Genomic DNA, 13,318 nt, shown 5'->3' with positions numbered 1-13,318 from the left:
ACCCTTCCTGGCGAGGCCGGCTTCGTTTTGGGCGGGGAAAAATGGCCGCCGCCCTGGCTTGATGGATTCGCCCGGGGCCAGGGCGCTACGCGCGATACGCGAAGGTGGTCATCATGCCCGCCGCCATGTGGTACAGGTGGTGGCAGTGAAACGCCCATTGCCCGGGGTTGTTGGCGTCGACGGCAATCGTCACCGAGCGTCCCGGCGGCAGCAGCACGGTGTCGCGCACGGCGCCATTGAAGCGACGGCCGTCGATGGCGACCACCTGGAAGTGGTGACCGTGCAGGTGCATGGGGTGCGCCATCATGCTCGCATTGCGCATCGTCACTTCGACGCGCTCGCCGCGCTCCACCTCGATGCGCGGCTGCGTGGCGAGCGCCCAGCGGTAGGCCGCCATGTCGCCCATGAGCGTCATCTTGAAGGTGTTGGCTGGGCGCCGTTGCAGGAGCGGCGCGGCGGCACGCAGCCTGGATTCCAGCGCGAGGTCGAGCACCGGCCCTGCGGCGCTGCCCGTGGCCGCCATCTTGCGCACCGGCGCGCCGGCGGGCTGCAGAACGATGCCGGTGCGCTCCCTCGCGCCTTCGCGCAGCGCGAGAATCGGGAACGCACGCGCCTCGCTCGGCAACTGCAGGCGAACGTCGATGCGCTGCCCCATGCTGACCGGGAACCGGCGGCCCATCACGGGTTGCACGGGTTGACCGTCCACCGCGATCAGCGCGCCGCTGAGGCCGCCCAGATCCACCGTAAACGCCGTGGCCGTCGCGCCGTTGATGATGCGCAGACGCACCCGCCCGCCCCGCTCCACCTTCACGATTTCGGGATCGGCGAGCGTGCGCTCGTTGGCGAGATAGGCGTCGTAGTCGATGTCGTTGAGGTCCATCGGCATGCCGGCGCTCATGTCGCCCATGTGCCCCATGTCGCCCATGTCCATGCCGGCCATCGTGCCGTGGGTCGATGACGGGTTCTGCATCTGCATGCCGCTCATGTTCATGCCGCCTGCCGCGTGCGCGCTCCCCATGGCGCCCTGGCCGCTCATGGCACCGTGGCCTGCCGGCGCGTTCGCGGCGGCGCCCTGCTGGCCGCCCTTCGTGAGGCCGGCCAGCAGTTCTTCCGGCGACTTGAACGAAAAGTCGTGCAGCATGACGACCACCTCCTGTTCGTCGCGACGGCTGTCGGCCGGGTCGGCAACGATCAGCGGCGCCGCAAGCAACTGCTGCTCCTGCAACGTGTGCGCGTGCATCCAGTAGGTGCCGGGCGCGTTCACCGGGAAGCGATAGGTCTGCTGGGCGCGTGCCGCGAGAAGCGGCATGGGCGCGTCCGGCACGCCGTCCTGATTCCACGGCGGCGTGAGGCCGTGCCAGTGGATGAGCGTGGCGTCGTCGGTGTCGTTGCGCAGCGCGACGTCGAACGCATCGCCCGCGGTCAACCGGATGCCGTGCGCGCCATTCGGCTGAACGACGCCGTAGACGCTCGCGGCGCGGCCGTTCACCTCGATCGTGCGGCGCACGACGGCAAGCGGCGTCGGCGCCCCTGTGGCGGCAGGCGTGGATGCCGACGCCGAAGCGGCGGCAGGCTCGGCCGCCCAGACGCGCGGCAGGCGTGCCGGATACAGCGCGAGCGCGGCGGCGCCGGCGAGCGTAGTAGTAATGAACCGTCGGCGGCTCGCAGCGTTGTCGGCGAGGCGAGTGGAACCGGACGTGTTGAGAGACGCGACGTGCGCGTCGTTGAAGCGCTTCATGATGATGCTTTCCTTGACATGAATGGACAGGGCGGCCCGACGATCGGGCGACCTCATGACCGACAAGCGGCAACTGGCGGCGGCAAGCGGCAGCAAGCGGCGACAGGCCGTCAGCGACGGCCAGGACGTTCAGGCAAGGAAAAGCCGGGGCGGACGTTCGATGCCGTCCGTGAAGAAATGGGAGGCCGCGTCGGAGCGCGGCGGCGAGGCGCGCAGCACCGCGACTTTCGTGGGGCCCGCGGGGAAGCGGAAGCCGGGCGCCGCCGCGGCGGTACAACAGGCGGCGGCCATCCCGGCGCACTGCCCGGCCACGTGGCAATGGCCGCTCCCTGGGCAAACGCCATGCGGAGCGTTCGCCGAATCGTCGATTGCCGTGGCGGCCACGGCGTGACGATGCGCGAGCCGCGCATCCGGCACGGCCATGTGCGCGTCACTGTGCGCCGAGGGCGAAGACACGGCTGGCGCCGTGCACAGCTGCTGCGCCTCGCAAGGCATAACGACCGCACGCGCCCATGCGGCCGTCGCGGGGCGCAGCAGCAGGCTTGCCCCGGTCAGCAGCAGGATCAGCAATAGCACGCGCCAGCGGTTCATCGGACGTATCGAGGAAGTCAAGCGGGAAGATGAGCAGATGCCGGATTATCGCTCAACCCACATGGATGCGACCCCGCCGATGTGGCCGGCGCGCATTTGACGCATTGCCCGCCGACGCGGCGGTGGCCCGCGTACCTTCCGGTCACGATGCGTTGGCAGCCCGAGCACCGGCGTTGCGCCGGAATTCTGGAGAGGGTTTCCCGGCGTGGCTTGCGTCGGAAATAAAGGGAATGATTGAAATTCGATTATGTTTCGGCGGATATGCCGAACGGATAAATATATCCATTAATCTAAATCCGGGATTGATTTATGGTCTGCAGACGCCTAAGATGGCAGCGCCGCTGCGCAACGATTAACACATTAGATTTAATGCATTCCCACGGTCATTTCACGCGCAATCCATTTGACGAGAAAACAATGACACAACCCACCTCATCCGATAATCCATCCATCATCGAACCGCAATTCGTCGCGCAGGGAAACCGGTTTGTGATTCCCACCCTGGTCATACTTTGGGTGGTGATTTTTCCGGCCATCATGTATTTTTTATCAGGCCCATTTTCCGGCCTCGATTTTAGCGATATATGGAAAATTTTTATTTTCCCCACCATCATGCTCGTCTGGCTGATTTTCAGAACGCGTGCCCGATTTTATGACGACTTTTGCCAGATCGAAAAATCGGTCATCCACTACCAGAACATCATCAGCCTGAAACGGGGCTGGCTGACGCTGCTCATCTGCTATACCCGGCCGGACGACGCGCGCAGCAAGCCACGTAAAGCCCGCCTGTCGCTCTATGAAATGCCGCGGGCGGACCAGCAGCGCTGTCTGGAGATTTTGCGCACCCATTTGCCGGCCACGGCGACCGCGGACATCTAGATAATCGGCGTATTCTCCTGCAGCCACCATCCGCTCCAAAAGGCGGATGGTGCGTGCAGCCCCTTCACCGCCCCGCGCGCTTGCGCACGATCACGCCGTACCATCCCATCCCTTCGTAGGTTTCGTAGCCGGGCGTCAACGCGTAGGCAACCAACGTGTCGGCGTCCGGCCGATACGCGCCGGCCTTCGGATCACCCACTTTGAGCGGCAGCACCTCTTGCAGCACGCCTTTGTCGTCGGAGCTGGCGATCACGCGTTTGCGCGCATCCACGAGCAGGCAGCGCGTACGCGTCCACTCCTCGGCCGACAGACGCACGCCCTTCACCACCGTCGACGCCTGCGGCGCCCAGTTGAAGAAAACCGCGAGTACGCCGAGCGGGCGCCCCCGGTTCGCGCCGCCTTCGCGAATGGCCGCGGCGTAGGTGGCCACGGCAGCGCCGCCCAATGCCTCCATCGTCTCCAGTTCGGCCGACGCGTATTCGGCGCCCGACGCCGACTTCGCCGCGGCCTTGAACCACGGCTTGTCCGCCACGTTCTGGCGCCCCGCCGGGGCGAACCGGCCGGGCCGTCCGGTGGCCACGACGTTGCCGGCCATGTCGATCACCCACAGATCGAGGTACACGGTATAGCTGTCCAGGATCACGCCCAGCCGCTCGGACGCGAACGCGCGGTGTTCGGGCGTGTCGTGCGCAAGGCAATCGACGATCGCGGAGTCGGTCGCCCACCAGCGCACGTCGCAGGAACGTTCGTAGAGGTTGCGGTCGATGATTTCGATCATGTTGAGCGCGAGATCCGTGAGGCGCTGCGCTTCCTGCTGCTCCAACTGCGTGATCATCCGGTCGCCCAGGGCCGTGAGTTCGCGGCCCAGTTCGGTGGTCAACTGTCCGATGCGTTGCGACACGACCTTGACCTGATTCGCGACCACCGCAAAACCGCGCCCGGCATCGCCGGCACGCGCCGATTCGATCAGCGCGTTGATGGCGAGGAACGTCGTTTCCCGATTGATGTCGTTAATGTCCGATACGTTGCCCTTCGCAATACGGTGAACTTCTCGCGTCAAATCGACAATCTCGTTGGCGTCAGCCATGACTTTCCCTCTGCTTATCGTTTAAGTTCGTCTTTTGCGTGCGACAGATCGCACCAAAGCAATGCAAGTCGGCGCCATTACTGTGCAGCCGCACTTTTATTCCCTTTCGTTGGGCGGCTTTTTCGTCAGATAAAGATTCCGGCGCGAAAACAACTCATAAACGGCATAACGCGGGCATTTCTTTAGGCCTTTCGGAGGGACGAGGGGCACGCGGAACGAGTTGGTGCAGGTTTGCCCCGACGGGCTGCGGGCGTGGCTCGGCGCCTGTGCATGACCGTCGTTTAATGGTTTTAAATAACGCTCGCCCCGCCCCGAAAGTCGGTTTTATAGGCCTGTCGATTTTATTTAAATCAAAACATCAGCCTCTAATAATGGGCCCCGTGCCTAGGTCGTCTTTTCAATAGATAGAAGATTAACGGCACTCGTCCCAAGGCCTGCTCGTTCAGCCGCTCATCGGAACGAATTACCGGAATCGCACAAGTCGTTGCCGCGTCGCACACGTCTCTGCAATGCCCAAATCAATAGGGCATTCGTTCGGCTATTTGACCAATCGCCGGCGCGCCGCGTCTCTTACGCTCTTGAAACGCCATCTCGATGCGGCAGCGCATCGGTAATATCGACCGTCTTTTTGCTTTATCCCGCTCAATCGTGAAATCAATCAAGCTCACTTCCGTGGCGAGCGCCGTACTCGCGCTCAGCGTGGCCGCCTGCGGATCGTCCACGCCGTCCCTGTCCGGCAGTGCCTGGATGGGTGCCGTAGCGAACGCCACGGTCGCCGTCTATCCGTTGAATCCCGACGGCAGCGCCGCCCACGAACCGCTCGCCACCACGACCACGGCGAGCGACGGCTCTTTCTCGCTATGGCAGACGCTGCGCTACCCCGTGCTGGTGCGCGTGACGGGCGGCCGCTACGAGGAAGAGGCCACGGGCGCCAGCGCCGATCTGTCCGGCGAAGTGGACGCGGTCTATCTCTCGACGCCAGCGCGGATGGTCGTGTCGCCCTGGTCGAACGCCGTTGTTGCGGACGCCGTGAGCGCGGGCGGTCTGACGGCGGGCAACGTCACGGCCGCCCTGTCGCGCGTGAACGCGTTCGCCGGCAACATCGACGTGCAGCAGACGCTGCCCACCTTCGTGACAGCGGGCGCCGCGGCCGCTATGACGCCGGGCGCCGTCATGGCGCTCGCGCTCGGCGCGGAATCGCAGAGCCGCACGTCGGCCGGCCTGTCGATTGCCGATAGCACGGCGAACATCGTCGCGCAGGCGGCCAACGGCGACACGCTCGCGGAATGCAACGCCGGCGCGGGCGACGTGGCCGCCGACGGCACGCTGGGCGCGCCGGCCACCGCCAACTGCGCGCTCACCGTGGGCGCCGCCGATTACGTCGCTGGTGCCCATAACCGCTCCGGCATCACGTCGATCTCGGCGCTCACCGCGGTCGTTCCGGGCAAACCGGCCGCCGTCACCGTGAGCAGCGCGGCCTGCCACGACCGCATCGCCCTTCTCGCCGAGCAGTTCGGCCTCTTTGCGAGCCGCAAGAACGACGTTCAGGCGCTGCTCGGCAACGGCGTGACGGCCGCCAACTGGGCAAGCTACGCGAACGGCGGCACGTGGGGTCCGCACGCGGCCGTATACGGCGCGATCACCACCGCCTCGTGCAACGACGACGTGGCCACCTTCCAGCGCGAACTCGTGATGGCCGTCGAGAACTACTGGGTCGACCAGGGCATCAACTATTGCCACCACCACATTCCCGGCTGGCTGCCGCCCGTGAGTCCGGCCAAATTCCGTAACTCGACGTCGGGCAGCACGTCGGGCGGCGACAGCTCCGGCATGACCTGTACCGCGAACCGCAGAAGCGACGGATCGCAGAGCCTCACTGCCGTTGCGCACGACGACGTGAACTGGCAAGGCGTGGACTGCTCCGACTTCACGTCGTGGGTCTACGACTTCGCCGGCGTGACGCACGACACGGGCAATCTGGAAACCGGCATCGGCACGCAGGCGTGCTCCACGGGCGGCGACCCGCTCGTCGGCAAAGAACAGGCCGGCGTGCTGCTCGACATCAACCAGGGCAATATCGCGAGCCTCGTCGATCATCTGCGGCCGGGCGACCTGCTCTACATCACGCAGACCGCGCCGCAGGCGGCCGACGCCACGCCGTCGAACATCGCGAACGGCTACATCGTCTCGCACGTGATCACGTGGACGGGCAAGCACTTCAGCGATCTGCGCAACGGTCCGGACGGCAGCCTCTACGATCCCGCCACGGCGGGGCAGCGCGGCTCGCGTCTGGGCGCCGACATCGCGTCGTATCTGAAGAGCACCGCGCCAGGACAGAAGGTGCTGCCCTCCGACCTGGGCAGCGCCGGCAAGGACCCGTGGATGATCATCGACAGCCACTTCGCCGGCCCGGCGTATCGCCCGTTCGTGATTCCGACGGCGTCCATGAAGGCGGACTGGTACGTGCAGAACCTCTCGCACGTGCGCCGCATCATCGACGCGGATTCGGCGCGCACCGACCCCGTGCTCGCCCCGCTCGTCATCGGCCAGGTGAGCACCACGGACGGCGATTTCGGCAAGGTGGTGACGTTCAGCTCGCCGCAGTCGCGCACGTCGGCGGGCGGCTACAAGCTGATCTATCAGCGCCCCAAGAAGAACGCGATTCCTACGTGCTACCGCGTAGGGACGGCTGCGGCGGCGCAGTAAGTCGAAGGCAGCGGACCCGCTGCGTAAGAGCGGGTCCGGCGTCGTGACTGGTTCTTGGCGTTCGTTGGACAGCTGCAAGCCGATGCCGCTTCCGTAGAGGGCGCCGCGGGCGCGACGACCCATCGCGGGCCGCGTGCCTGCCGAGGCCTGCCCACGCCCGCTCAAGCGCCTTCGACGCGCGCGATCACCGCCTTCAATCGTTCGAGCCCGGCATCGGCGCCCACCTCCTGCGCCAGTGCCACCACCGGCACCATCCTGCGCCTCACCTTCTCCGCGTGATTCTGCGCAATGTCCGCAAGGCGATGCCGCAGGAACGGATTCAGAAACCGCTCCCGCACGCTGGCTACGTACTGTTCCGCGCGTTCGGCGAGACTCATGGCCGCGAACACCGGCATCACCTCTTCCCACCAGGCCGCTTCCACGGAGGCGCGCATGGCGTCGTCGTTCATGGCCTCGAAGACGGTTTCGTCCGCGCGGCGGCCTTGCACGAGCCATTGCTCGGCAAGCCATGTGTGGCCCAGGTTCAGGAAGAAGAGCTTCAGTTGCTCGAAACTTTTGAGGTCGTCGGTCAGGACGATGGCCGGGTGGGTGCACGGCAACTCGAGCCGGGGCTGCCGCTCGATGGCCCAGAGCGCATACGGCTCGGCCACGGCGCCTACCGGGTCGATGGCTTCGGAGACGATGCGGTCCACCAGCGAATTGGCCCAGACGCAATGCGTCGCGAGCCACGACACGAACGCCGGTTCTGCCTGCCATTGCCGCGCGAGTCCGATCACGAGGTCGCGCAACGTGTCGCCGTTGTTCGCCACGAGTTCGCACGGAAAGAGCGAGACCGGCGCCTCCGCGCGTTCTGCCCAGCGCGCGTGCAAAAGCACGAGCAGCTTGGCAGGAAAGCTGCGCGGCACGTGGTCCGTCTGCGCGAGCAGTGGCGCGCCGTCGCGCTCGTCGAGGCGATAGCCCGTGTCGCCCGTGTTCGAAACGATCACGCGCATGTCTTCAATCGCGGCGCGGCGAATGGCGGGCCAGTCTTCGTCCGCAATCCACGCGCGGCGGATGGCGCGCCCTGTCACCCCGCGATCGACTGCGGCGCCCGACTCCATGCCGCGAATCCGCACGGGGTAGCCCTCGCCCGAGGCGAGCGCTGCAATGCGCGCGCGGCTCACGGGGTTGTTCGTGGTCTGCACCACGGCGATGCCGCCCATCGCCTCGTCGCGCGCGAGCGCCTCCGAAACGAACAGCGCGGCATGCGCCTGCAGGAAGCGGCTGGTGCCGAACTGGAGAATGGGTGCCCTGATGGATGCCTGGGAAGGTTCGCTCATGCGCAACGACGCCGTTCAAGAATAGGGAAAACAGGCGGGCGACACACGCCGTTCAGCATTCGACCAGCGCCTTCACCACCGTCTGCTGCGGATCGAGCAGCTTCGGAAATTCCGCGGGCACGTCGGCGAGGCGCATGCGATGCGTGTTGAGCGCCTTGTCCGGAATCCTGCCCGCGCGCATTGCATCGAGCACGGTCTCGAAGTCCTGCGCCGTGGCGTTGCGGCTGCCCAGCAGCGTCGCTTCGCGCTTGTGGAACTCGGGGTCCGAGAACGTGATCTGCCCCGGCACGATGGAGATGAGCACGTACTTGCCGCCGTGCGCGATGAACTCGAAGCCGCGGTTCATCGCGTTCACGTTGCCCGTGGCGTCGAACACCACGTCGAAGAACTCGCCGTTCGTGAGCTTCGACAACGCGTCCGCATCGCCTGCGCCGGTCTGCACGGTGGTCTTGATGTCGAGGTGGCTCGCACAGAACGCGAGGCGGTCGGCGCGCGTGTCGAGGCAGGTCACTTCGCCGCCGCGCAAGCCCGCGAAAATCATCGCGGCCATGCCGATGGGCCCCGCGCCCACCACGAGCACGCGCTGTTTCGGCTGCACGTCGGCGCGGCGCACGGCATGCGCGCCGATGGCGAGAAATTCGAGCATGGCGGCCTGGTCGAGCGTCACGCCGTCCGCCTTGTGCACGAACTGTGCAGGCACGCTGAGGTATTCGGCCAGCCCGCCGTCGCGATGCACGCCGAGCACCTTGATGTTCACGCAGCAATTCGTCTTGCCCTGGCGGCACGCCACGCATTGCCCGCAGGAGAGATACGGCATCACGTACACGGCGTCACCCGCGGCAAGCTTCGTCTGCGGCTCGGCTTCCACGACGATGCCCGACAGCTCGTGCCCCATCACGCGCGGATACGAAAGGTACGGCTGGTTGCCCGTGAAAATGTGCAGGTCGGTGCCGCAGATGCCGACGCGCGACACGCGCAGCAGCACCTCGCCCGCGCCGCGCAGCGGCGTTTCGCGTTGTTCGGAACGCAACACGCCGGGGGATTCGCAAATGACGCTCAGCATGTGACTTCTTCTCCAGTGGACCGGCCGCGCCTCGCAGCGGGCAACGCTTCGCACGCCATGCGCGAGGCACAGCCGGTCGGGTTCAATACGACTGCTTCACTACGACTGCTTCAACGCGCCCTCAATACAGCACGTTCTTCGCCTCGGGCGTGTCGATGTTCTGCTTGTCGACCATCACGACGCCGGTGTCCACCACCTTCGCGACCGGCTTGTGATCGATCACGTTGACGAGCGTCTGGATGCCCTTGTAGCCCATCTGATACGAACTCTGCACGGCAATGCCCTGGATGGTGCCGTCGCGCACGAAGCCTTGCAGGTCCTGGTTGCCGTCGAAGCCGATGGCCACCACCTTGCCTGCCTTGCCCGACTGCGCGAGCGCGCGGCCCATGCCGATCGCCGTGGGCTCGTTGGCGCCGAAGATGCCCTTGAGGTCAGGGTTCGCGGAGAGCACGTCGGTGGTCTGGTTCAGCGCGGTGGCCATCTGCGACTGCGAGTAGAACGGTCCCACGATCTGCAGCTTCGAATGCGCCGCCAGGTACTTGCGGAAGCCGCCCACGCGGCCGATCTCCGAGCCCGCGCCCGGCACGTACGACATGATCGCGACCTTGCCGGTCTGTCCAACCTTGTCGATCATCGCCTTCGCGCAGAGTTCGCCGGCCTTGTTGTTGTCCGTCGAGAGGAACGACTGGTAGTACTGCTTACCAGCGTCCGAGATCATCGAGTCGATCAGCACGACCGGAATGTGCGCCTCCCACGCTTTCTTGATGGCGGGCACGAGCGCGTCCGGGTCCGACGGCGCAAGCACGATGCCGGCCACGTGACGGTTCACGGCGTTCTCCACCATGTTCACTTCGGCGGCGATGTCGGATTCCGCGGCCGGACCCTGGAAGGTCATGGTGTAGCCCTTGGCGTTCGCCATGGCGGCGGTGGCGCCCTTCTGCACGTTCTGCCAGTAGTTCGAATTAGCGGTCTTCACGATCACGGCGATCTCGCCGCCCGCGGCCTGCGCGTAAGTGGTGAACGCGGCGCACAGCGTGGCGGCCGCGGCCAGGATGGAAAGCTTTTTCATGTCTCGCTCCTATGCCCGTGGTTAGGGACGTGTTGTTGGAATTGCGCTTGTGATGGCTTACCGCTTCCTGCTTCTCAACTGATCGATCCACACGGTGCCCAGAATCACGACGCCGATGATGATCTGCTGGATGAAACTCGACACCCCGTTCATGTTCAGGCCGTTGCGCAGCACGCCGATCACGAACGCGCCGATGGCCGTGCCCGAGATGGTGCCCACGCCGCCCATCAGCGACGTGCCGCCGATCACGGCGCTCGCAATCGCATCGAGTTCGTACATCACGCCTTCGTTGGGCTGGCCCGTGACGAGCCGCGACATCAGCACGCAACCCGTCACGCCCGCCAGCACGCCCGAGAGCACGTAAGTGAAAAGCTGCACGCCGCGCACGTTGACGCCCGAAAGCCGCGCGGCCTCCGCGTTCGAACCGGCCGCATAGATGTGGCGGCCCAGCGCCGTGCGCGACAGCAATATCGACGCCGCAATGAACAGCACGACCATGATCACCACGGGGTACGGAATGCCCGGGAACGTGGTGTCGGGAAAACCATCGGCGCCGATGTGCGAAATCTTGAAGAGCGCACCGTTGCCGAGCGCGCCGAACGCGTCGCCCAGTTCCGAGACAGGCCGCGCGCCCGTGATCTGCAAGGCGACGCCGCGCGCCACGAGCATCATGCCGAGCGTCGCGATGAACGGCGGCAGGCCCATGCGCGTCACACACAGCCCGTTGACGAAGCCGCACAGGCCGCCCACCAGCACGCCGCCCAGCATCGCGACCGGCACCGGTGCGCCCGCCTTCACGAGCAGCGCGGCCACCACGCCCGCCAGCGCGAGCACCGACCCGACGGAAAGGTCGATGCCGCCCGTGATGATCACGCAGGTGGCGGCCACGCCTAGGTAGGCAATCGAGGTCACTTGCAGCGAGACCGTCATGAGATTGCCCACCGAGAAGAACGCCGCACTCGTGAGCGAAAACGCGATCACGAGCACGACGAGGCTGCCCAATGCGGCGAACTTCTGAATCAGGTCACGGCGCCGCTGCCGTGCGGCCTTGTCGACCGCTTCGCTTCGATCCGATGTCATTTCAAGCATGAGTGCGCCCCGACGCGTAGTGCATGATTTCTTCCTGAGAAGTCTCTTTCGTTTCGAGAACCGCGGTGATGCGGCCTTCGTGGAACACGGCGATGCGATCGGTCATGCCCATCAGTTCGGGCAACTCCGAGCTGATCAGCACGACACCCACGCCGTCCGCCGCGAGCCGGTCCATGAGCCCGTAGATGGCGTACTTGGCGCCCACGTCGATGCCGCGCGTGGGTTCGTCGAAAAACAGGATCTTCGAGCCGCGATACAGCCACTTGCTCACCACGACCTTCTGCTGGTTGCCGCCCGAGAGATTGCGCGCGGTCTGCCCGACGCCCGGCGTGCGGATGCCGAGTTCGCGCACGTAGCGTTCGGCCACCGCGGTTTCCTCGTCGAAGCGCAGAAAGCCGGCGCGCGACGAAATGGCCCGCACGTTGGCGAGCGTCACGTTCGCCGACACCGGCATGGCGAGCGCGAGGCCGTCCTTCTTGCGGTCTTCGGAGAGGTAGGCAATGCCGTGCTTGATGGCTTCGCGCGGCGAGCGGATGGTGACCGCTTCGCCGGCGAGCAGCACCGCGCCGCTATCGGTGCGGTCCGCGCCGAAGATGGCGCGCGCCACCTCGGTACGGCCCGCGCCCATCAGCCCGGCGAAGCCCAGAATCTCGCCGCGGCGCAGTTCGAACGACACGGGGCCGAACACGCCCTCGCGCCGCAGGTCTTTCACGGCGAGCAGGACGTCGGTGGTCGGCACCGACTGGCGCGGCGGATACGCGTCGTGCAGCGGACGCCCCACCATGCGCGCCACGATCTCGTCCACGGTGGTCGCGGCGAAGTCGTGCGTGGAAATGTGGCGGCCGTCGCGCAGCACGGTGACGCGATCCACGATCTCGGCCATTTCGTCGAGCCGGTGCGAGATGTAGAGAATCGCGACGCCAGCCGCGCGCAGTTCCTTGATGATGCGAAAGAGCTGCACCGTCTCCTGCTCGGTGAGCGAAGACGTGGGCTCGTCCATGATCAGCACCTGGGCATCGAGCGAGAGCGCCTTCGCGATCTCCACCATCTGCTGCTGCGCGATGGAGAGCGCGCCCACGAGCGTGCCGGGCGACACGTTGAGTCCGATGCGGGCGAGGCAGCGCTGCGCGTTTTCGTGCAGCCGGCGGTAATCGACGAACGGCCCGCGCTTCGGCTCGCGTGCCAGGTAGAGGTTCTCCGCCACCGAGAGGTGGGGAACGAGGTTCAGCTCCTGGTGAATGATGGCGATGCCCGCGGCCTGCGCCTGCGTGGTGGACTGGAACTGCACCGGCTGATCTTTGTAGCGGATCGTGCCTTCGTCCGCGCGGTACTGGCCGCTGATGATCTTCATCAGCGTCGACTTGCCGGCGCCGTTCTCGCCGCAGATGGCATGCACCTCGCCGTAGCGCAGATCGAGGTCGATGCCGTCGAGCGCGACGACGCCCGGAAAGCGCTTGCCGACGCCTTCCAGCCGCAGGATCTCGCGCAGCGGCGGCTGCTCCGGCGCGGCCGTACCGGCCGGCTGGACGCTGGGACTTGCCATGCCCGTCTCCATGGTTGTTCTGTGTGACGAAAACCCGGGCTGCACTGCGCGCCATCTCTGTCGTCAGTCCGGGTGGGCACCGGTCAGGCCGGTTGCGAGAAATTCGGCTGAATTTCGTGTCGCCGCCGTCCGTTTGGTCAAGCCAATATCGTTTTTTTATAAGTGCTCTGACCATTGGTGAAAACCCCGAGCAGCGCGCAAACCCGCGCTGAATGGGGCGAGAGACGCGTATGC

At 65.8% G+C, this 13,318-nt stretch carries 10 protein-coding genes; 2 read left to right on the top strand and 8 right to left on the bottom strand.

Annotated elements, in window-relative coordinates; translation table 11 throughout:
• Positions 1-85: 85 nt before the first annotated feature.
• Together U0042_RS26580 and U0042_RS26575 are read right to left on the bottom strand one after the other, a co-directional pair.
• The gene (locus U0042_RS26580; protein WP_114811536.1) at positions 86-1,738 is read right to left on the bottom strand and encodes a multicopper oxidase family protein; all 1,653 of its coding nucleotides are present in this window, start codon (positions 1,736-1,738) and stop codon (positions 86-88) included.
• A 129-nt stretch (positions 1,739-1,867) separates the two neighbouring features.
• Complete coding sequence (locus tag U0042_RS26575) at positions 1,868-2,308, bottom strand: hypothetical protein (protein WP_157977839.1); 441 nt, start codon at positions 2,306-2,308, stop codon at positions 1,868-1,870.
• Between the two features lie 438 nt (positions 2,309-2,746).
• On the opposite strand from U0042_RS26575, the gene U0042_RS26570 reads away from it, so the two are divergent.
• On the top strand, positions 2,747-3,208 hold the full coding sequence (locus tag U0042_RS26570) for a hypothetical protein (protein WP_114811533.1): 462 nt from the start codon (positions 2,747-2,749) through the stop codon (positions 3,206-3,208).
• A gap of 64 nt (positions 3,209-3,272) precedes the next feature.
• Here the strand turns inward: U0042_RS26570 and U0042_RS26565 are convergent, their stop codons facing one another.
• Positions 3,273-4,295 (bottom strand): methyl-accepting chemotaxis protein, encoded by a 1,023-nt coding sequence (locus tag U0042_RS26565; protein ID WP_114811532.1) that lies wholly within the window; start codon positions 4,293-4,295, stop codon positions 3,273-3,275.
• 594 nt (positions 4,296-4,889) lie between these two features.
• Between U0042_RS26565 and U0042_RS26560 the strand changes: the two genes are divergently transcribed.
• Entirely contained in the window at positions 4,890-7,001 is a 2,112-nt protein-coding gene (locus U0042_RS26560; protein ID WP_198665332.1) for a hypothetical protein, read from the top strand.
• 161 nt (positions 7,002-7,162) lie between these two features.
• Here the strand turns inward: U0042_RS26560 and U0042_RS26555 are convergent, their stop codons facing one another.
• From U0042_RS26555 to U0042_RS26535, 5 genes are all read right to left on the bottom strand, one after another.
• Positions 7,163-8,296, bottom strand: coding sequence for a mannitol dehydrogenase family protein (locus U0042_RS26555; protein ID WP_114811624.1), 1,134 nt, complete (start codon positions 8,294-8,296; stop codon positions 7,163-7,165).
• A gap of 76 nt (positions 8,297-8,372) precedes the next feature.
• On the bottom strand, positions 8,373-9,383 hold the full coding sequence (locus U0042_RS26550) for a zinc-binding alcohol dehydrogenase family protein (protein WP_114811529.1): 1,011 nt from the start codon (positions 9,381-9,383) through the stop codon (positions 8,373-8,375).
• Positions 9,384-9,504: 121 nt separating this feature from the next.
• The gene (locus U0042_RS26545) at positions 9,505-10,452 is read right to left on the bottom strand and encodes an ABC transporter substrate-binding protein (RefSeq protein WP_114811528.1); all 948 of its coding nucleotides are present in this window, start codon (positions 10,450-10,452) and stop codon (positions 9,505-9,507) included.
• A 57-nt stretch (positions 10,453-10,509) separates the two neighbouring features.
• Positions 10,510-11,541 (bottom strand): ABC transporter permease, encoded by a 1,032-nt coding sequence (locus U0042_RS26540; protein WP_114811527.1) that lies wholly within the window; start codon positions 11,539-11,541, stop codon positions 10,510-10,512.
• Positions 11,534-13,084 carry a sugar ABC transporter ATP-binding protein gene (locus U0042_RS26535; protein ID WP_114811526.1) on the bottom strand — a complete coding sequence of 517 codons (1,551 nt, stop codon included), beginning with the start codon at positions 13,082-13,084 and terminating at the stop codon, positions 11,534-11,536. The genes U0042_RS26540 and U0042_RS26535 overlap by 8 nt, the downstream gene beginning before the upstream one ends.
• Between the last annotated feature and the right edge of the window lie 234 nt (positions 13,085-13,318).

Source organism: Paraburkholderia kururiensis (assembly GCF_034424375.1).
Classification (GTDB): Bacteria; Pseudomonadota; Gammaproteobacteria; order Burkholderiales; family Burkholderiaceae; genus Paraburkholderia; species Paraburkholderia kururiensis_A.
The sequence above is the reverse complement of the archived record's forward strand: the minus strand, read 5'-3'. Positions and strand labels throughout refer to the sequence as shown.